The 19,750-nt window shown below is 65.0% G+C and carries 18 protein-coding genes; 10 read left to right on the top strand and 8 right to left on the bottom strand.

The features are described 5' to 3' along the window. Positions 1–689: 689 nt before the first annotated feature. Positions 690–2,396, top strand: coding sequence for a diguanylate cyclase domain-containing protein (locus CRM90_RS27635; RefSeq protein ID WP_102810076.1), 1,707 nt, complete (start codon positions 690–692; stop codon positions 2,394–2,396). Between the two features lie 204 nt (positions 2,397–2,600). On the opposite strand, the gene CRM90_RS27630 is transcribed toward CRM90_RS27635, so the two are convergent. The 4 genes from CRM90_RS27630 to CRM90_RS27615 all read right to left on the bottom strand — a co-directional run bounded on the left by CRM90_RS27630 (position 2,601) and on the right by CRM90_RS27615 (position 5,759). Beyond that, the gene (locus tag CRM90_RS27630; RefSeq protein ID WP_102810072.1) at positions 2,601–2,867 is read right to left on the bottom strand and encodes a hypothetical protein; all 267 of its coding nucleotides are present in this window, start codon (positions 2,865–2,867) and stop codon (positions 2,601–2,603) included. A 333-nt stretch (positions 2,868–3,200) separates the two neighbouring features. Beyond that, positions 3,201–3,524, bottom strand: a complete 324-nt coding sequence (locus tag CRM90_RS27625; RefSeq protein WP_502693333.1) for a hypothetical protein — start codon at positions 3,522–3,524, stop codon at positions 3,201–3,203. A 450-nt stretch (positions 3,525–3,974) separates the two neighbouring features. Further along, positions 3,975–4,769 (bottom strand): SigB/SigF/SigG family RNA polymerase sigma factor, encoded by a 795-nt coding sequence (locus CRM90_RS27620; protein ID WP_102810070.1) that lies wholly within the window; start codon positions 4,767–4,769, stop codon positions 3,975–3,977. A gap of 468 nt (positions 4,770–5,237) precedes the next feature. Further along, positions 5,238–5,759, bottom strand: coding sequence for a nucleoside/nucleotide kinase family protein (locus tag CRM90_RS27615; RefSeq protein ID WP_199190085.1), 522 nt, complete (start codon positions 5,757–5,759; stop codon positions 5,238–5,240). Positions 5,760–5,870: 111 nt separating this feature from the next. Here CRM90_RS27615 and CRM90_RS27610 point away from each other — a divergent pair, with 111 nt between their 5' ends. Then, a complete protein-coding gene (locus CRM90_RS27610) occupies positions 5,871–6,413 on the top strand; it encodes a uridine kinase family protein (protein ID WP_102810068.1) in 543 nt (180 codons plus the stop codon). Between the two features lie 110 nt (positions 6,414–6,523). Here the strand turns inward: CRM90_RS27610 and CRM90_RS27605 are convergent, their stop codons facing one another. Continuing rightward, positions 6,524–7,642, bottom strand: coding sequence for a GGDEF domain-containing protein (locus CRM90_RS27605; protein ID WP_102810067.1), 1,119 nt, complete (start codon positions 7,640–7,642; stop codon positions 6,524–6,526). 228 nt (positions 7,643–7,870) lie between these two features. Here CRM90_RS27605 and CRM90_RS27600 point away from each other — a divergent pair, with 228 nt between their 5' ends. The 4 genes from CRM90_RS27600 to CRM90_RS27585 all read left to right on the top strand — a co-directional run bounded on the left by CRM90_RS27600 (position 7,871) and on the right by CRM90_RS27585 (position 11,903). Continuing rightward, positions 7,871–9,271, top strand: coding sequence for a GGDEF domain-containing protein (locus tag CRM90_RS27600; RefSeq protein WP_158249074.1), 1,401 nt, complete (start codon positions 7,871–7,873; stop codon positions 9,269–9,271). A 170-nt stretch (positions 9,272–9,441) separates the two neighbouring features. Further along, positions 9,442–10,026, top strand: coding sequence for a recombinase family protein (locus CRM90_RS27595; RefSeq protein ID WP_073680285.1), 585 nt, complete (start codon positions 9,442–9,444; stop codon positions 10,024–10,026). After that, positions 10,026–10,676: a hypothetical protein gene (locus CRM90_RS30840; RefSeq protein WP_199190084.1), complete on the top strand. Its 651-nt coding sequence runs from the start codon at positions 10,026–10,028 to the stop codon at positions 10,674–10,676. Before CRM90_RS27595 ends, CRM90_RS30840 begins: the two co-directional genes overlap by 1 nt. Positions 10,677–10,760: 84 nt before the next feature. Next, complete coding sequence (locus tag CRM90_RS27585) at positions 10,761–11,903, top strand: AlbA family DNA-binding domain-containing protein (protein ID WP_233209552.1); 1,143 nt, start codon at positions 10,761–10,763, stop codon at positions 11,901–11,903. A gap of 142 nt (positions 11,904–12,045) precedes the next feature. Here CRM90_RS27585 and CRM90_RS27580 read toward each other — a convergent pair whose 3' ends face one another. The 3 genes from CRM90_RS27580 to CRM90_RS27570 form a co-directional block, all read right to left on the bottom strand. Further along, entirely contained in the window at positions 12,046–12,777 is a 732-nt protein-coding gene (locus CRM90_RS27580) for an NYN domain-containing protein (RefSeq protein WP_102810064.1), read from the bottom strand. A gap of 108 nt (positions 12,778–12,885) precedes the next feature. Then, complete coding sequence (locus CRM90_RS27575) at positions 12,886–13,113, bottom strand: hypothetical protein (protein ID WP_102810063.1); 228 nt, start codon at positions 13,111–13,113, stop codon at positions 12,886–12,888. Next, the gene (locus CRM90_RS27570; protein ID WP_102810074.1) at positions 13,106–13,681 is read right to left on the bottom strand and encodes a nucleotide-binding protein; all 576 of its coding nucleotides are present in this window, start codon (positions 13,679–13,681) and stop codon (positions 13,106–13,108) included. The genes CRM90_RS27575 and CRM90_RS27570 overlap by 8 nt, the downstream gene beginning before the upstream one ends. Positions 13,682–14,123: 442 nt before the next feature. Here CRM90_RS27570 and CRM90_RS27565 point away from each other — a divergent pair, with 442 nt between their 5' ends. The 4 genes from CRM90_RS27565 to mobF all read left to right on the top strand — a co-directional run bounded on the left by CRM90_RS27565 (position 14,124) and on the right by mobF (position 19,426). Further along, positions 14,124–14,327: a hypothetical protein gene (locus CRM90_RS27565; RefSeq protein WP_102810062.1), complete on the top strand. Its 204-nt coding sequence runs from the start codon at positions 14,124–14,126 to the stop codon at positions 14,325–14,327. 163 nt (positions 14,328–14,490) lie between these two features. Next, positions 14,491–14,688: a ribbon-helix-helix protein, CopG family gene (locus CRM90_RS27560; RefSeq protein ID WP_036405108.1), complete on the top strand. Its 198-nt coding sequence runs from the start codon at positions 14,491–14,493 to the stop codon at positions 14,686–14,688. A gap of 323 nt (positions 14,689–15,011) precedes the next feature. Beyond that, a complete protein-coding gene (locus CRM90_RS27555) occupies positions 15,012–16,133 on the top strand; it encodes a rep protein (RefSeq protein WP_233209551.1) in 1,122 nt (373 codons plus the stop codon). A gap of 356 nt (positions 16,134–16,489) precedes the next feature. Continuing rightward, positions 16,490–19,426: a MobF family relaxase gene (mobF, locus tag CRM90_RS27550; RefSeq protein ID WP_502693332.1), complete on the top strand. Its 2,937-nt coding sequence runs from the start codon at positions 16,490–16,492 to the stop codon at positions 19,424–19,426. Positions 19,427–19,750 lie beyond the last annotated feature (324 nt).

Below are 19,750 nucleotides of genomic sequence, written 5' to 3'. Positions count from 1 at the left end.
CTATATTTTTAGTGGGTGGGGGGGGGGTGCCCGGGGCGGCCCCCCCCCGGGGGCCCCCGGGGTGGGCCCCCCCCCCCCCCCCCCCCCCGACCGTCATCACCGGCGGAGCCGGGACAGTCGATTACCTAGGCCTGCTGCGACTGCCTCCGCGGAAAGCCGGCAAACGGATTCTCTTGATGTCGACGTGCCCACGCTCGGTACTGGCAGTCGTCGCAGTCCTCGGCTGGTGGCCAGCGTGCGCTTTTTCGTCGCATGACCCGCCCGAACGATAGCGTGATGGGTGTTCTGGGCAATTATGGCCAGAGTTCTGAGTATTGTGATCTTGTTAGAGGGCACATCGGCTATCTCTGTCCAGGTCCGCCGCGTGGAGTACGCCCAACGGTTCGAGCCAGTCAAAGGCCGGGGCGGGATGTTTGCCCCACTGTGACGAGCTGCCCCAAGGACGCAGCGCCTATCCGAAGCTGCGCCGCGCGATCGACTGGTACCGCCACCACGACCGGCTGGCGGCGCGAGCCGCACCTGGAGCACCAAGTGGAACCGCACTCAGTCAGGTCAGCTGCTCGTTAAATCGTGCGATCCTTCTGAAAGAGCACTCCGCGGTGTGAGGTGTGCGGCGGAAGGAGGGGCCTCTGCTGAATCGAGTGTTGCGTCCTCTGACCGCCTTCGTCGTGTTCGCTGGGGTGTATGCGATGGCGGCGGTAGTCGGCCGTGTGTCGCGGATACCTGGAAGCGAGGTCGCGCTGGTCTGGCCGGCGGCGGCGGTCGCCATCATTTGGTTGCTGGTGGCTCAGCGATACAGCAGGGCCGTGCGCACCGCTCATGTGGTGGTGCTGGGTGCCGTGACTTTTGCCGTGAACCTTGCTACAGAAGCGACGGTGTCGATCGCTGCGTGGTTCGTGGTGGTCAATGTCGTTTTGGCGGTCGTCACCGTGGCGATATTGGGGTATCGACGCGATCACATCGTTCTTCGTGACCCGAGTGATTTGGCGCGGCTGGTCGGGGCGGTGACGTGCGGATGCGGATGCGCGGCCGCGGTCGCGACCGCGGCGTTGGTCGTGGAGGCGGGCGCCCCGGCCGGGCAGACGTTTGTATTGTTTGTGGTGCGTAACGGCGCCTCGGCGCTCATCGGGGTCGCGGTATGGCTGCGGCTCCCCGATGTCGAATGGAGATGTCGGCGATTCTCAGCGGTGGCCGCCCTGGAGGCATCACTGGCGGGGGTCGGTGTCGCCGCAGTGTTCGTGTGGATCTTCTGGTACAATACCGGGCTGCCGCTGGCGTTCGTCAGCATCGTGCCGGCACTGTGGTTGGCACTGCGCTACAGCACGACGGTGACCACCCTGTTTGTCAGCGTCGCCGGGGCGTGGATCGTTGTTGCCACCCTCAAGGACCGAGGCGTGTTCATTGTGCCCGAGATTCAGGTTCGTGCCCTGTTGGCGCAAGCCATGGTGTGCAGTCTGACGCTCGTCGTTTTGGCTCTGTCGCTGTATCGGGATTCTCGAAATCGCCTTATTGGGCAACTCGACGACGCTCGGATTCAGGCCGATCGCAGTGCGGAACTGTTTGGCGCGGTGCTCGACAGCATCCACGATGGCGTGCTTGTCGTGACCTCGGCGGGCGAGGTCGTCCTGAAGAACGCCCGGGCAGCCGACTCCAGCGCGGTTACTCAGATTCTCTCGGCCCGCGCGGACATGTCGGCTCCCGGCGACGCCGGCGTAGGGCCGCAGCACGGTGTGGCCCGTGACCTCGTCCTCGACACCGCCAACGAACCGCGGGTCGTCGAGCTGGCCACGGTGCCGTTAGTCCACCAGCCGCAGCTCACGGTGATGGCCTTTCGCGATGTCACCGACGCACGCGAACACGCCCGGAAACTGCGTGAGGCTGCCCTGCATGACCCGTTGACCGGATTGGCGAACCGGACACTGCTGCAGGAGCGGATCGAAACCGCCCTCGCCGAGGCTGATCACGCCGACTCGCAGCGGGTGGGGTTGGTCTACCTCGACCTTGATGGTTTCAAAGCGGTGAACGATTCGTGGGGCCACGCCGAAGGGGATGAGGTGCTGCAAACAGTGGCACGGCGCATCCGACGATCCATCCGGCCAGGAGACACCGCGGCCCGACTCGGCGGGGACGAATTCGCGGTGCTCTGCCCCGGCGTGGACAACACGCAGCAGTTGCGCCGCGTGGCGGAACGGATTCGCACCGAACTCACCCGGCCGGTGGCCCTCGGCGCTGGCATCTACGATGACCTCTCGGTCAGCATCGGCGTTGTCCTCGCCCACCCAGGCACCAGCCCCGAGCTGCTGCTGCAGCACGCCGACATGCTCATGTACCAAGCGAAACGAACAGGCACGAATCTCATCGTCGATTCCGCCCACGCCCATCCCAGATCGCCGTAGCCACACCGACCGTCCGAGTGGCGGAACGCATGTCCCCATCGGTCGGTTCCGGGCGGTTTCTAGGTGCGGCCAAAGCGCACCAAATGCTACCGCGCGCTCAGTTATCGTGAGCCACAACGGTTCTTTGCGGATCGGGGCGGGTTTCTGTCGCTGCCCTTCGCGGCGCTGTCTGCGGTCTCCCGAACCCAGGGCGTGCCCGTGTGCTTAGGCGACCTCGTCGGAGTGCGCGGGATTCGTTGTCCGAGGCGATGTTTGGCGCTGATCGGAGGGATGCGTAGTCAGCTCGGTGAGCATTTGGCGTAGACGCGGTTCGGCGAGTTGACCGCGATAGCTGTCCAGCCAGTGCACGGTCCTGGCGGCCAGGGCAGCACTGATCGGTATCTGGTGCACCACGAGGGCGCTGATAAGGGCATCGATGGCGTCGAACGTCTCACCGATACCGAGCTGAATGTAGATAGCGTCGTTTTGCACTCTGCCCAGATGCGGGCACGCAGATGCAGCCAGCTCCCACGCCAACGCGACATCATCAACATCGCTACCCACAGATCTCTGCGGTAGTGGCGCCATGGCGTGACCTCATTGCACGGGGAAGGCCGACCGGAACATACGCCGCATCGTCGTGACCCCGTCAGCCCTACCAAGGATACCGGTAACCGGGTGTCGCCGTTAGGTGTATGACGGCACTTTGTGACCCGCAGGATCGAACCTCGTGAAGCGGGATGGGTGCCCGGTATTCCGAAATCAGGCACCCCGGTGTGGTGTGGTGGACATGGTTTGAAGCCGTTCGACCGCGCCTGGGGGCTTCTAGGTCCGGGCGAGAGCGGGGCGCTCGTCGGCCCGGCGGCGCCACCGTGGCGTGACACCGATCAGCCGTGACACGGCGATCTGAACGCGTCCAACAAGGGGGCCCACATGGCGGCGGCGGGACTGGGCATCCGAACCGACAGCCGGATTGTGCCGGCGTACGTCGACATCGAACGTCGGCAGCAAGATCAGGTTGTCGTCCCAGAAGTCGCCCCAGTACGTGCGCAAATATTTGACCTTGTTTAAGTCGAAGATCCCCACGTCGGAGTAGCCGTGTTGATCTGTGACGAAGGCGGTGTGGCCCTGTTCCAGCAGGGTGATCATCTGCTCACGACTACAGCTGCCCGTAGCGCCCTCGACTCGATACCTGACCGCAGTGATGTCCCGGTCCGTACTGGCGGTTGGCGACGAGCACCGGGCGATGATTTGATATTGCACCGCAACTACCGCATTTTCGCAGGCCTTGACTGTGCAGATCGCCCATGCATGTTAGCTGATAAAGGGCATCGTTGCATGATGGAACACTCCCGGTGGAACGGTTGGTGTCGGCGCTGACCGGCGGTCTATGCGACACCGCGCCTGGATCACCTGCCCGCAAGCCCGGCTGTGGTGCTGCGCATCGCGGACCACCCCGTCTCTGTGGCTGCCGTGCTGGGCTGCTTCGACGAACGGATCGCCGACCACACCGTCGAAATCGGGCGGCCCCATCCTGTCCAAGCCACCGGCCACCTTCGAGCGGCAGCCGCCTGTCATACCACCGGCTCAGGGTGGTCGTTAGGCCGCGGCGGATTCCCCATTCTCTAACTGCTCTCGCAGGGCGGCGATCGAGCGGGCCAGGATGCGGGAAACGTGCATCTGTGACACGCCGATCTGTTCCGCTATCTGCGTTTGCGACATGTTCTCAAAGAACCTGAGGCGCAATACAAGACGTTCGCGGTCGGGTAAGGCGGTGATCAGCGGGCGCAGGGCCTGCACGGTGAGCATTCGCTCGATGTTGGCATCCTCGGATCCCAACTGGTCGGACAGAACCAGCTTGTCGTCGCCCGCGCTGACCGGCACATCGGTGGACACCGTCGAATATGCATCCGCTGCGATGAGGCCCTCAAGCACTTCCTCGCGGTCGATACCGAGGTAGTCAGCAAGTTCACTCGCGTTCGGGGCGCGCCCCAACGTGTGAGACAGTTCCTCGCGGCCTCGGTTGAGAGGGGTAGTCAGGTCTTTGAAGCGTCGCGGCACTTTCAGCGACCAGCTGTAGTCGCGGAAGTATCGGCGTACCTCGCCCATCATCGTCGGGACTGCGAAAGACAAGAAGTCCGGACCGGCCTGTACGTCGAAACGGTTCACCGCGTTGACCAGCCCCACGCGCGCCACCTGGACGAGATCGTCGATGGGCTGGCCACGGTTGGCGAAGCGGCGGGCGATGTGATCCGCCAGGGGCAAGCAGCGTTTGATGATAGCGTCGCGCTGACCAACGAACTCCGATGTGCCCGGTTCCAGCGTCGCGAGGTGGGCAAACATGGGACGCAGGTCGGCGTATTCCGAGTCAGGCCCGGTGCGGTGCTGGCTCATCTTCTTGTCCTCGTCTTGGTCGCCGATAGGAATGGCGGGCTCGACTCCTCGATGGCGATCGCCAATTGACGGGCCTATGTATTCCCGAATGCAAACGAGGGAAACCTCTGGTGCGGCTGACACGATCCGTGTCGTCGTCCTGATGGAGCGCGACGCTGAACCGGTCTGGCCCCGTGAGGGGTGCCCTTCCCGGGATCTGTCCATCCGATCGAGGGCAGCGACGCCAGGCCCGGTCTTGCTGCGCGACGTGGTGACTCGTCCGGTGCCGCCGATGGCGGCTTCCCGGTCTCACAGTAAGGACGGACGGTAGCGATGGTGGGTTATGTCATCGAGATCCGGTGACAGCGAGGGGCCCCGCAACGACACGGTGGGCTGAACCATGACAGGGCCTCGCACTCGGCAGCGTCTCAGATCTAAAGAAACGAGACGGATCACATCCTGTCTCGCATTTTCCGTGGGTGGTGACGGCTAGCCGGGAAGCCAGCCTGTCAGCCGGATGACGGCTGCGGCTACCGATTGAATACTGCAGGTGTCGGTAGGAACACGGTGCACGGTCGATGGGCAGGTGGCTTCGAGTGCCACCGCCATCTGCGTGCTGAGTTCGATCTGACGGTTGAGTGCTGAACCCTTTTCCCGCTGGGTAAGCCGTTGGCGGGCGGTGTCTTCGGTGCATGTCAGCAGGACAGCGACCGCTTCGACGTTGCCGCCCATTGCATCGAGCAGTGCCTGCATGACGGTGGGCAGCACACTGACGGTGTTGGTGTAGATCAATCTGGTGTAGCCCAGCGCGCGGTAGTTGGCCCAGATGGCCGCAAGATTGCGCTCGGCCAATCCGTGTTCCCAGGGGGTTGGGTAGGCCATGTCAAGGAAGTCGCCGTCGATGACGCAGTGCGAGACATCGGCGGCACTCAACTGGGCGTGCATCTCTAAGCCGACGCTGGACTTGCCGACACCTGATGGTCCCCCGATGAACACCACCTCGTCGGCCATCATCACAACCTGCCATTCGGCCCCTTCCCAATGCGACAGAGTTTTGTCGACTCATTCCGGAACGTTGGTGGTCGGCCCGGTTGATCCGGTCATGTTGGACATCATGGTGGGGTGAGCGTCGCAGACCTTGCAGCAGACGTGTGGTCTCGCATACCTCGGCTTGGAGCAACGCGACTTGTCGCTATTGACGGTCCCGGGGGTGCTGGAAAGTCCACCTATGCTGCCCGGCTGGCCGAGGCTTGTGCTGCCCAGATCGTGCACACCGACGACTTCGCCTCATGGGACAACCCCATTCACTGGTGGCCGCGGCTCGAAGAACAGGTCCTTCGACCTATCGCCGCGAACCAAGCGGCGCGGTATCAGCGCTACGACTGGAACCGGCGGACGTTCGCCGAATGGCAGACGGTAGCCCCTGGTGGAGTGCTCATCCTCGAAGGGGTCTCCTCGGCCAGAGCCGCTGTACGGGACAGGCTGTCGTTTGTGGTGTGGATCGAGACGCCACGACACATCCGCCTCCTGCGAGGCCTGGCACGCGACGGTAGTGAGTCCGAAGAGCTTTGGCAGAGATGGATGAGCGACGAGGACGCACACTTCGCAACCGATCGAACACGCGAGCACGCTGACGCCGTCGTATTCGGTGCCGGCGAGTCATGAACGGGCCGTCTCAGTTCTAGAGAATCGGGATGGCCCGGTTCTTGTCTCGGACGCGGTTCTCGCCCGCATGCACTTCAGGGTTTGTCTCAGATCCAGAGATTCGAGGCTGATCAATTCCTGTCTGATGTGCCCCGAACTGAGCGCTGTTCCGTGTTCGGGTGGTTGGGGTGATGGACTTGGTTGCCGCCGTCGCGTTTTGCTGAATACATTGCCGCGTCGGCGGCCGCGACGAGTTTTTCGAGGAGTACGTCGTGATCGGTTGGCGTGGTGCTATCGAGGCGGGTGCACACAGCTCCGATGCTGGCTGTGACTCGTTCTGGAGTGGTAGCGATGGCTGTACAGAGTTGGGTGGCGAGTGATTTGGCGGTGCAGGTTGGGGCGGTGGTGGCGAGCAGGAATTCTTCGCCGCCGATTCGTGCGATCACCACCTGTGGATCGGCGGTGGCTGACAGGGTGCGGGCGGTGTGGACTAGGGCCTGGTCGCCGGCTTTGTGGCCGTGGGTGTCGTTGAGTGCTTTGAAGTTGTCCAGGTCGATCAGCATCACCATCAGGTAGTTCGCGTTGCTGGGGCGTGTGTGGATCATCCCCAGGGCTTTGCGGTGGAAGGCGCGGCGGTTGAGTAGGCCGGTTAGGGGGTCGGTATCGGCGCGTACCAGATCCCCCGCTAGAGCGCGAACCAGGATTTGGCCACCCAGCGGTAGGGCGACGTTGACTTCGACGATCAGCCACCAGTCCACCCCCGCCAGGGCGGGATGTCCCGTCATAGCCAGCCGCACGGCTTGGAAAGTGGCGACCATAGCGGCCACCCCGAAGTTATAGAGCATCCATCCGGTGCTGTGAAAAAAGGCGACGTAGGCGCCGCTGGTAGCGAAGGCGATGCAGCCGATCAAGGCGGCTAGAGGATTGGGGTGGGCCAGACAGGCTAGCGCGATCGAGGTGTTGACGACTACGACGAAGGCCAGTGATTGGGCGCGGGTTGGCCACCGCCAGGCAAATAATGCCATCCCGGCCAGCCCGCCGATCACAGCGATCCAGGTCATTGCCACCGGGACGGGCTCGCGGGGGCCATCCTGGCTGGTCAACAACACGATCAGACAGGCGACAAATGACGAGCTCAGGAAGGCCATCACAGCGCGAGTGGGCCCGCTCATTTTTCGGGCCGCCAGGTATCCCGACAGCCAGTTATAGTGGTCGCTTTGCCAGAACCGACGACTGATGACCGACATCATCGTCGCCCCCAACGCTGCATGAATCCCCCGCGTCTGCGCAGAGGCAATGGTGAACCATTCCCCGCACACTCTGCCACCTGCTGGTCCGCCCCGGGAAACGAGATAGGTGCCCGTATCAGCAAGGTGCGTTTGACGCAGTCGTCGTGCGCATGCTCTCGTTTCTAAAGAGTCGAGACTGGTCAGATTCTTGCTTGGGCCAAAGCGGCCAGGCGGTGCAGGATGACGGACGTGACCGCTTCCGCACCGCCGACGCCGATGTTGTCCTATCGCAGCTGGCTGCCCCGTCTGACCAGTCGCGTCCTGCTCGATCTGCGGATCTGGATGATCGGGTTTGGGCTTCTCATCGGCCTCATCTTCCCGTTCGCGGTAATCCCCCTGGGGGTCGCGCATGACGTCGCGCTCCGCCCAGCTTTCTTCGCTGCGACGATCCTGGCCGGCCTGCTGGTCGGCGCCATCAATACCGCTCTCGTCCAGATGGTGGTGGGAGTCCGGCTGCAAGCACTCGCGGTGAGCATGAGACGTGTCGAGGTATCGCTGCGCGAGGCCACACAGACGGGCGACTGGACTTCTTGTGACCCGGAATCCTGCCACGTTCCGGTCGACTCCACCGACGAGCTCGGCGAGGCTGCCGACTCCTTCAACCGCCTCGTTGAGAGCTTGGCCGCCAGTCACCGGGTGAACGACGGAATATCGGCCATCGGAGAGGCGCTCGCCGCGCACCTGGAACTCGCGTCACTGGCCGAGTCGACCCTCCACGAGTTGACGATACGTACGGGTATCGACGGAGCCGCCCTGTTGGTGGTCAATGCCGGCCGCGTCGACCTCGTCGGCTCACTCGGCATTCGGGACGCGTCGGGTCTCGCGGATTCCGACGCCGTCCAGAACGTCGTCCGCTCACACGAAGTCCGGGTTCTCCGCCTGCCTCCTGAGGTCACCGTGACCGGGACGGTCGTCACCTTCGTCCCTGCCGAGGTGCGGGTCCTTCCCGTCCGCCACGGAGTCGCCACCGTCGGCGTCCTGGTACTCGCGGCAGCCCGCCCCATGGATCGCGAGGCCGTCGCCGTCGTCGAGTCGGCTCTTCCCAACCTGGCCGTCGCCCTCACCAATGCCCTCAATCACCAGGATCTGCAACGGGTTGCCGCTCTCGATCCGCTGACGTCTGTCTACAACCGCCGGTTCGGAGTCGAGCGGCTCAAGGAGGAAGTCGCTCGTTCCCAGCGGTCCGGAGACTCCCTCGGACTCCTCATCCTCGACCTCGACCACTTCAAGTCAGTCAACGACACCTACGGCCACCTCGTCGGTGATCGAGTGCTCCAATCCGCCGTCCTTGCCACTCGCCAGGTCCTGCGCGACGGCGACGTCCTCGTCCGCTACGGAGGAGAAGAGTTCCTCGTCATCCTGCCCGGAGCGGGACGAGGGGACCTGACCGACATGGCCGAACGGATCCGGCGCAGCATCTCGGAGACGGAGATCGTCACAGGCGGGCACCGACTGTCGATCACCGTGAGCATCGGTGGCGCGGGCCTGCCCGACCAGGTCGTTCGCGACCCCGCGGGACTCATCGGAATCGCCGACCAGGCGCTCTACAGCGCCAAAGCCACCGGGCGAGACCGCAGCGTCATCGCGTAAGGTCCACCCCGAGGTCTGTCTCGTTCTAAAGTCTCGTTTCTAGAGAAACGAGACGCAGAAGAAAGGGGCTACTCCCCCTCCTGTAGCCCCAGGTCATAGTGTCTCATTTCTTCTCTCACACCGCGTGTCTCAGATCCTCATTGTCGGAGGGCAATGAGACGGTAGATGCTGTGACAGCGATTCTCGGATACGCGCGGGTGAGCACTGTGGGTCAGGACCTCGATGCGCAGCTCGCCGCGCTCGCCGCCGAGGGGGTCGAATCCGGCCAGGTCTTCACCGACAAAGTCTCCGGTGCAGTGAACACCGATCGGCCAGGCCTGGCGGCCTTGCTGCACTACGCCCGCGAAGGCGACACCGTAGTGGTCACCGCCATAGATCGACTGGGCCGATCCGTCGTAGAAGTAACTCGCACCATCGCAGATCTTGGCCAGCGCCGAATTCTATTGCGCGCCTTACGTGAAGGCGTAGACACCGGTACACCGACCGGGCGTGCGGTGGCCACCATCATGGCGACGCTGGCGGAGCTCGAGCTCGAGCTCGGCCGCGAGCGGCGCGCCGCCTCGCGCGACTCCCGCCGCGTGCGCCAACTGCCACCCACCAAGCCGGCCAAGCTGACCCCGGAACGCCAAGAACAGCTGCGCCGACTCGCCGCAACGGGCGAACCGGTCCCTGAACTTGCTCAGGCATTCGGTATCAGCCGGGCCACGGCGTACCGCTACCTGGCCAAACCAAGTTCGCCATCAGGAGCCGCCTAATGACCAGCGCCGATCTGCACTCGACGACGCATCTGCGAGCCGCGGCGTGGGTCCCCGATGATGTCGAAGATCGGCCCTACGAGCACGCGATCGCCCTGGCCGCCGATTGGATCTGGGAACGCAGCCAGGACGAGGACCTCGCGCCGCTCCTGGTGAGCAACGCCCAAAATGCCGCGAGCTTCGGCTATGCCGACCTCGACGAGATCATCCGAGCAGGTGGGCACGCCACCCCGCAAACCCGCAACCGGCCCGACCGCGGGCCCGTCCTGGCTTTCGTGCCAGACGAACGGTCGTTGCACTTCGCGATGGGCCTCGCCCGCGGTCATTCACTCGCTGTCGTCGAGGGCTCCACCCCCTTGGCCGAGTGGGCTGCTGGCGCGGCCGCCATCAACCTGCTGACAGGAGAGGTCACGGTATCCGAATTGGCCGATGACGTGCGCAAAGACCTCGATTCCGTCATTTTCTACGGAGGGCGCAACGGCTGGACCGGAGCAGACGACAAGGCCCAAGCCCGGCGTTTTCTCAGCGGCCACATCAGCAGCGGCCGGCTCACGCCCGATCAGGCCGCCGCTTACGTGATGTCATCTCAATCCGTATCCGACCGTGGAGCCAAGGGACTGCGCGACCTCCTCAGCAGCCACAGCCGTTAAATCCAGTACATCACAAGGAATCTCATGAATCCGGTAGACCCTCGGACCGAGGAAGACCTGGAACATCTGGCCCAGAACGGCCTGTTGGAGGAAAGCCACGGGCTGGATCTCAAGAGGGAGCTGGGATCGGGCAACGCAGCCAACAAGGATCTGGCGAAAGACATCGCCGCATTCTCCCTCGACGGCGGGACGATCCTGATCGGCGTCGACGAGGACACCTCACCGCCTGGTCTGTGGCCCGTTCCTCTCGACGGCCTGGCCGAACGCATCGAGCAGATTGCGCGGATGAGGGTCGACGAGGCAGTACAGATCCGCACTACCGTCATCAACTCGACAAGCAACGCTGGCCACGGGTACGTCGTGGTCCACGTTCCACAGTCAGTCCGAGCGCCACACATGGTCGATGGCCGCTATTACGGCCGTGGCGACAAGACCAACCGGATACTGCCCAACGCCGAGGTCGTGCGGCTTCTCGACCGACGCCTGGCGGACCGCCGCGATCTGCGAGCTGAGGCCCGCTCGATCCGTACCGAACTCGTTGGTGACGATGCTCCTCTGCTCGTCGTGCTGGCCGACCCGGTCGGCGCGCGAGAAGACCTGCTCGTCTCCCTCACCGAAGAATCACAGTGGCAAGAGCCAGTACTGCAACTCGTCCACTCGGTCATAGGTCCTGAACACCACAAATACGCTCCCACGCTGGCGCAGGCCAGTGGCTTCCACCGCCGCCCTGGCGGCGTCGCGTTGAACACCGGCATGTACGACGGGCAACGCTTCGCCGGCAAGGACTCCGCCGCCGAGATCGTGCTCTATGAGTCAGGCCGACTCGTGTTGGCATCCGAGCGCGCCGTGACCACCCGCTCATTCAGCAACGTGTCCCCTCCCCCACCCGATCTCACCGTCGTCTTGGAGATGTTGATCGTCGGACACGTCAGCTTGCTTGCCCGCCTGGCCGCTGCAGTGTCGCACCGCTGGGGCTACACCGGCAGTTGGCGATTTGCGCTCTCGATGAATGGCCTTCGCGACTCGACGTCATGGATCATCGCCGACCGGAACTTCGGCGACAGAGGACCCGTCTACACAGAAGACATCTACCAGAGAGCAACCGAAGCCTCACTAGCCGACCTCGACGAAAACCCCGACCAGGTGGTGGCAGCACTCACGGCTCCCCTTCTTCGTAGCCTCGGCAGCTACCCAGCCTGGGAAAAGCGCTTCAATAAGCAATCGTGACGTAACGACGTAATGACGCATATACGTCATTACGTCCTTACGCTGGGCAGAAAAAACCCGTCCCCTGCCGGGGACGGGTGGTATTGCGCAATTATGCAACGCGCGTTGCGCCCACGCAATTCCCCTCCCCTGTCGGGGTAGCTCACCAGGGCGGCGGCTTAGACACCCCGCCAGCAGGGTCTGGGAGTTGGCATGACTGGAAATCCGCAGCCACCAGCTGGTACCACCAGTGGTTGCCTACCCCGTCCGACGGTCGCCCCCGCAGCTTTCCTGCGGTCTGGTTTTTGGTCGGGTTGATGGTGCCGACCGGGACGCGGTCACGTGCGGCCTGGACAGGAAATTTCAGGTCGCTGTCATTGCTGATCACCAGCGCGGCGTCGATGCGCTTTTCGAGGATGTCCAGCAGCAGGTGGGCCGCCACATTCACATCGGAGCCCTTCTCCTCACGCCGCGCAACAGAGACGAAGAACCGCGCGTCGGGGGCGTTCTGCCCGGCGCCATCTTTGATGGTTACCGGCCAAGCTGGGGTGGTGAGAACCGGACGCCCGCGTCGGTCCTTGGTGGCCAGGGGCGCGGAGGTTACGCGGTTGACGTAGTTGCCCTCTTCGATGTGATCCACGACAGCGGCGCGGGTCAAAGCGGCGAGGTAGGCGTCCTGTTCTCGACTGCCGACGCGGTTGTCAGCTCCTGAGATACGCGCAGTGCAGTACACGATGCGTTCAACGGTCGCGCCGTTCCAAGCGGAATGGTTGGCCATCAGCCGTGTCGCCAACGCGCGCAGGTCGAGCCATCGCCAACCGGCCGTGCCAGAGCCGCAGAGGAACTTGCCGCCGTAGTACAGATTGAAACCGTCGATGTACACACCCACTCGCATGGAACAGACGCTAACTGGCGGGCATGCAATCGCCCGCCAGGACGTTCCCGGCAGGGGTATGAAGTTGTATGCGTAATGACGTAAGGACGTAAGGACGCATTTACGTCCTTACGTCCTTACGTTTTGTGCCAACCACCGATCGGCCAGGTCAGTGAGGATTTTGCTCATGCTCGTGTCCTGGTCCAGTGCGGCCTGCTTCAGTCCGCGCACCGTCGCGCGTGGCAGGTAAACGGTGGCGCGTTGCATATCGTCAGTGGGGGAGCGGAACGCCTCAGCCGCCCGCTTGGCGGGCTCTGTCTTCACCCGCGCGGCCATCTTCGAAGTCAAGTCAGACATGAACCAATGCCCCCATCAGCTCGTCGAACACGTCGTCATAGCCGTACAGGTGATTCGGTGTAGACCCGAACGCCCGGCGGATGCCCTCACGGCGAACAATCCGCGTTTCGATCACCGGCACGCCCTCGTCCTCCAGCAGGCTCTTCACCTCGTCGGCTAGTCGGGTCCGCAGATCGACGCCGGTCAGCAGCACCGCCGTGGGGCGGTGCGCGGTGATCTCCAAAGTCGGCCATACCCGGCGGACATCCAGCGGTGAGGCCCCCGTGGGCACCACGACCAAATCGGCCAGTTCGATCGCTTCCTGAATAACCTGTGCCGTACCCGGGGGAGTGTCCACGATCGTCAACTCCTGGTGGCCACTGACGTCCAGGGGTCGGCGTGCCGGCACCACCGGAAACGGCAAGGGGTCATCCTGGGCGGCCGCCGCCCATTCCAGCGCCGAGCCCTGCGGGTCGGCATCAATAAGTACGACATCGCGACCGCGGCGCTGGGCAGCGGTCGCGAGATACACCGCCGAGGTCGTCTTCGCGACGCCGCCCTTGGTGTGGACCAAAGAAACCGTAGGCATGCCCAAACCTTACGTCACAGCGCAATGACGCATATACGTCAACACGCTATTACGTCTTTACGTCTCCCGACGTAAGACGGCATTGTTCAGACCGTTACCGAACCGTGACCACCCGGCTTGTCGGCAAATCGGGTCGAAACAAGGCGTTAGAGGTCGTGAATGCCACACCCAGCATCCCTTCGCCTCGACCCGCACCTCGCGACCCGCCGCTGCACCCCGCCGGCATATACCTCCCGATGAGTGCCAGAGAACTACCTGCCGCACCGCGCGACGGAAAACAGCTCTCGCCCCGGTACTTCACTAATGACCGAGTTGCCACGACGAGAAAGGTGCGGCCAGTGCCGTGGAAAACAGCGCAGTTCCGCCCAGAAGAAGAGAGCGGAGCTCAAACACCCCGCTCCGGGAGCCGCTTTCCCGACCAACCAGAGAAAGAGCACCAACCATGAGCGGAACTGACCTGGCCGTGTGCATCGCTGCCATCCTCGGAGTCGTGGCCATCGTCGTGAGCGTCTGCGTTCTCGCCGATCGCATCCACGCCCGCAACCCGGAATCAAAGCTCACCATCGGAGATACCGGACGCGTCATCAGCGCCGTCCTCGGCGTCGTCATCCAAGCCGCCATCGCGATCCTCACCAAACGGCCCTGACGCGAGGACTCGCGGGCTACCCGGTGCCCGCGCGGGGCCAGGCCTCACCCTTTCTCGGCCTGCCATTGTGGTGACCCCAGGAACGACCTCCTGTTTCACGGCAGTCCCAGCCAAGTGCGTGTCGGTACCAGGTACAAGGCTCCTTTCGCGGAAGGATCACGGGATGGCCCAACCGCACAAAGGTCCGCGCGAGCAGATCAAGGTTCGCGCTGACGCATCCGTATACGCCCGGCTCCGTGAGATGGCCGCCGAACGCGGCACCAGCGTCAGCCAGCTCTCCGCAGACCTGCTCGCCATTGCGGTTGGTCGGCCCGAGGCTGTCCGCGAACTCGACAAGGAGGTTCTGCCGCTGGCGATGTAGACACACGCCCCGCCACCTGTAGGCGGGCAGATGTGACATTTCCATAGCGGTGCAGATCCAAGCCTGAACATGACAAAGGCCCCGCCGTAGCGAGGCCCTGTCTGGGTTTGAACCGAGTTAGCCGCTCGGTTCCGGGTCCGCACCCGTTGCCCCGAAAGGGACGTGTCTTGCTGGACTCGTCTCACGGTAGCGCACGCCTGTCTGACGTTCCAGAAATGGCGCGCAATCAGTGCGCAAATCGTGACTTCCTTAGCACCCGATCAGCTCGGGTGGGCAGTGCGCGGCCCACGCCGTTCGCAGCCATCGCACCCACACCGCACGTCATGCGTGCGCTCGCGAACGAGCGCCGTCGCGGCTGGGTGGAACGCGCGGGCGCGTGTGCGCCGCGGGCGCCGATGTGGACCAGCCGCAGCAGCTGGCTCGACGGACTCCAACGCTGGGCGCAGTCGCCGGCCCTGGGCCAGCTGTGCGCGGAGCAGCGGGTGTCGATCACCGCGGCCACCTTGTTATCGATCGCGGCGGTGATGGCCGAGCACGCCGATCACGCCACCGGCCGCCACGTCGCCGTCACCCGCGCCACGATCGCGCACCGGGTGGGCTGCGACGTGCGCACCGTGACCGCCGCCTGGCGGGTCTTGCGGGCCTCCCAATGGGCGGTGGAGGCCCAACGTGGCCACGGCTCACCAGGAACCCCCAGCGTCGGGCGGCGACCCTCGGTGTACCACCTGGTGCCCCGCCGCGACCCCCGACCGGCACGGCGTCGTCCTGTGCAGGAACCTGTGCACGATTTCCACCTACCGCCGTCAGGCGGTGTTAGTTCTTTTTCTCCCGTAGGGAGTCACTCACCAAGCGGGCGCGCTTGCGCGCCCGTGCCCCGAGATCCGGGAAAAGGCCGTGCAGTGTGTCCGTCACGGCGGTCCACGCCGCGCCCACTGGCCACTCAGCGACTGGCCGCCAGCCTCGTCGCTGCCACCCATGGCCTGGACCGCGTGCACATCGGCACCATCTGCGATGCGCTGACCGCCACTGGCATCGACCCCACGGTGTGGACCGCCCACGCCATCACCGACGCCCTCAACGCCGACATGCGCGCACGCGGTGCGACCTGGCCCGACCACATCACCAACCCCGGCGCATTCCTGTCCAGCCGCCTACGACGGCTGAACTGGTCACCTCCCGAACCCTCAACACCAAAGGCCGGCGGCTACGCCGCCGCCAGCATCGACCAGACGCCGCGCCCAGTGGTGCTCACCGACGCCTCGCGAGCCCGGATCCTCGCCGCCCAACAAGAGATCCGCCGCGTGCTGCGCGAGCGCGCCCACCACAGCGCCACCACGCACTGCCACGAGTACGCCACCGCCTCCACCAGACGCGACAACCACGCAGCAGCCCCACGCATCACGCCGCTGTCATTGGCTGTCCACCGCGAGGCCCGACAGCAGTAGTTAATGCACCTAGACATGTTCGGTCCGCAGCGGACAACTACCCGTGCGCGTGCCGCCACCGGTTATGCCTCGGGGCGCAGCCGCCGCTTCATACATTCCGGTAGTCGACTCTCTCCCATCTCATCCCACTCTCTGCCTCCTAATCCCTTCCACCGTCTCCTTGTTTTAGCAGCCCTTTGGCTGCTTTCCCTCAGCTCGTCTACTCCCTCTCCGCTACCTTCCCTAACTACCCCGAGACCGTGTGGCACATTTGCACAAGTTGTGCGAGGCTGGTGGTGGCGTCCGTCGGTTCGTCTCCCCTGGCGGGTCGGCGGGCGCCCCGGATCGCGGGTGATGGGGTGGTTGTGGTGTTGACGGTGGCGAAGTTGTCGTTGTGGTCGGTGAATTACTACAACGACACTGCCCGCGCCGTGGGCGATGCGATCGCCGACCGGCAAAAAGCTAATGGGGGGTTGGCGGAGTATTACGCCGAACGCGACACCCGTACCCCGGTGTGGATGTGCGCGGGGGCTGCTCGTATGGCCGCGGACTTGGTGGGTTTGACCGGCGGTGAGCGTGCGGGTGGGGATGCTGATCCCGATGTGGTGGCGCGCTGGCTCGATGACGGTGTGGCGCCGTCTGGGGAGTGCGGACGGGCACACGGCACGAGTGGCGTGCACGGCTTTGATTTGACGTTTTGCGCCCCGAAAAGTGTGTCGTTGGTGCGGGTGTTCGGCGATGACGTCATCGACAAAGCCGTGTCCGCTGCGCACCAGACGGCGATCGGCGAAGCCCTCGAATACCTCGCCCAGCATGCTGGCTACACCCGGGTGCATAACCCCATCACCGGAGAAAAGGACCTCGTTAAACTGCCCGGTTTGGTGGCCGCGGCCTACCAGCACGAGACCTCCCGAGCCGGGGATCCGCACCTGCACACCCACGTGCTGGTGCCCAACCGGCAAGCCCGCGCCGATGGGCGGCTGGTGTCGATTGACGGCACGTCGCTGTTTCATGAAGCCCGCGCCGCCGGCATCATTTATCAGGCCACCCTGCGGTATGAACTGCACCGGCTGGCCGGGATCGAGTGGGGGCCAGTCGACCCCGCTACGGGGATGGCGGAGATCGCCGGCATCGACCCCACAACCATCTCCGCCTGGTCGCAGAGAAGCACCCAGTTACGGCAGTGGGCAGCCAACAATCTGACCGTCATCGACGCTGTCGCGGGGTTGTCGCAGGCGCAGTTAGCGGCCGCCCAAAAAGCCACCCGACCCCGCAAACCCGAATCGCTGTCCTGGGCCGAACTACGCGCCCAATGGCGCGCCGATGCGCGGGGTTTGCGGGTGTCGCGCGCCGCCCAACAGCAGGCGCGGGAAGCGCGTCAGCAGGCGGCGCGCGCGGCCGCGGCGCGCCTGACGCGCGGGAGGCCGGTGGTGGATCGGCGCGCCGTGGCGGCCATGGCCGCCCGCGCCGACAAAGCCGGGTTGACGCGGGCGGATCTGGTGGAAGTCATCGGCGCCCAACTCCCGCTTATCGCCGGCGATACCGGCGGTTCCGACAACGGTGGCGGCAGTGCTGTCGGTGCGGGTGCGGGGTTGCCGCGCCAGCTCATCGAAGCGTGCGTGGATGCGGTCGGGATGCGGCTCACGGGGCCGCGGCTGGCGCACCAGAGGGAAGGATCCGCGCGCTACACCGTGGATCTGATTTTGGCTGAGGAACGTCGGGTGTTCGACCTCGTTGACACCACCAACGTGCGGGCCATGGCCTGGGTGCGCCCCGCCGAGCACACCGCGACCGCCCTGGGGCTCTCCGCCCAGCAGCATGAGGTGGTCACCGCGATCGCCGCCACCCCCCAGTTGGTGGTGCCGCTGTCGGCGCCGGCCGGCGCGGGCAAGACCACCTCGATGCGGGCGTTGCGCAGCATTGTCGAACGCCGCGCGAAGGCGCGAATGATCGTGATCGCCCCGACCGGAAAAGCCGTCGATGTCGCCGTCGCCGAAGGCGCGGCCAGCGAGGGCTACACGATGCACAGTGCCCTGGCCCGCCTCGCCGATGGCCGGTTGCAGCTCGGCCCGTTCGATGTTGTCGTGGTCGATGAAGCCGGCATGGTCGGCACCGACCACTGGCGCCAATTCCTTACCGCGGCCACCGCTGCGGGAACCAAAACCGTGATGGTCGGTGATGCCCACCAGCTCGAGCCGGTCAAAGCCCGCGGCGGGATGTTCACCCAGCTCTGCGAGGAGTTGCCCTGGGCGCAACGCTTGACCGAGGTGTGGCGCCAACACGATCCGGCCGAACGCACCGCGGCCCTGGCCGTGGGTGACGGCGGGCCCGCGGCGGTGCGCCGCGCAATCAACTGGTATCGCGACCACCAGCGGTTGGCGTGTGGGGATCAGGTCACCATGGCCGCCGACGCGCTGGCCGCCCACCAGACTGATCTCGCCGCGGGGAAAGACGCGTTGCTGCTCGCCGACACCACCGAGATGTGTGATGCGCTCAATCGCCGTGTCCACGACCACACCATCGCCCAGCATGCCGCCGCTGGGCGCGACACCACGACGGTGACCGGAGCTCGCGGCCACAACATCACCACCGGGGATGTGGTGATCACCCGCCGTAACGACCCGACGATTACCGTCTACAACCCCGACGACCGCACCCAAACCTTGGATGAGGCGCCGGTGCGTAACGGGCAACGCTGGCAGGTCATCAAAGTCGACGACAGCGCCGAGCATCCCCGCCTGGCCGCCCGCCGGCTCAGCGACGGCGCGTGGGCCGTCTTCAGCGACGATTACCTGCGTAACCATGTGCAGCTCGGCCATGCCGTCACCGTGCACGCCGCCCAGGGCGTCACCGCCGACACCACCCACGCCGTGCTCGCTGAGACCGCCAGCCGCAACCTGGCCTACGTCGCCCTGACCCGCGGCCGCGAATCCAATCACGCCTACCTCTACCACCGCGACTCCGCTGAGGCCGACCACACCCACGGCCATGATCGTGCCGCCGGCGGTGAGACTGCGGGGATGCACCTGGCGCGGCGCGGCACCCCCACCCACGCCGCCCGGGCGCTCCGGCAGGTCATCGGCCGCGACGAACCCGCCCGAACCGCACACCAAATCGCCGCCGACACCCCCACCCAGGACCTGCCCGAGCGGGTCGCTTCGCTGGTCGCCGAGCACCAACACACGCTCACCCGCCGGCGCAGCACCTACCAGAAAACCCAACGCGCACAACAAGACCGGGCACTAAACCGACACCTCGGACTTGACCGCAGCCAGCACCGCGAACAAGAGAGCGGCTATGACCTCAGCCTCTAACCACCCCACCGCTGTGCCCGAGGCCGCACGCCCACCCGTCACCGACGTTATTGGCGGGCTGCTTTCATTGCTTTCATTGCCCAGCATGCCTCACCTCGCCGGTGGAGTTGGCCTGGCGTCCCGAGAGCTAGGCGGGAAACGCAAACACAAGGGCGGCAAATTATTGTGCGTTCGCCCTCGGCTCTATGGGGTTGTGCCTATATTGATAGTGCTGTGGGATGGGTTGCCAGGGTCGTGCCCGTCACGGCGGCCGCCGGTGATGGCCGTCTCCCCCCCCCCCCCCCCCCCCCCCCCCCCCCCCCCCCCCCCCCCCCCCCCCCCCCC

This window comes from Mycobacterium sp. ENV421, assembly GCF_002887815.1.
GTDB lineage: Bacteria > Actinomycetota > Actinomycetes > Mycobacteriales > Mycobacteriaceae > Mycobacterium.
Note: the sequence above shows the minus strand (reverse complement) of the source record. Positions and strands in the feature narration are given on the sequence as shown.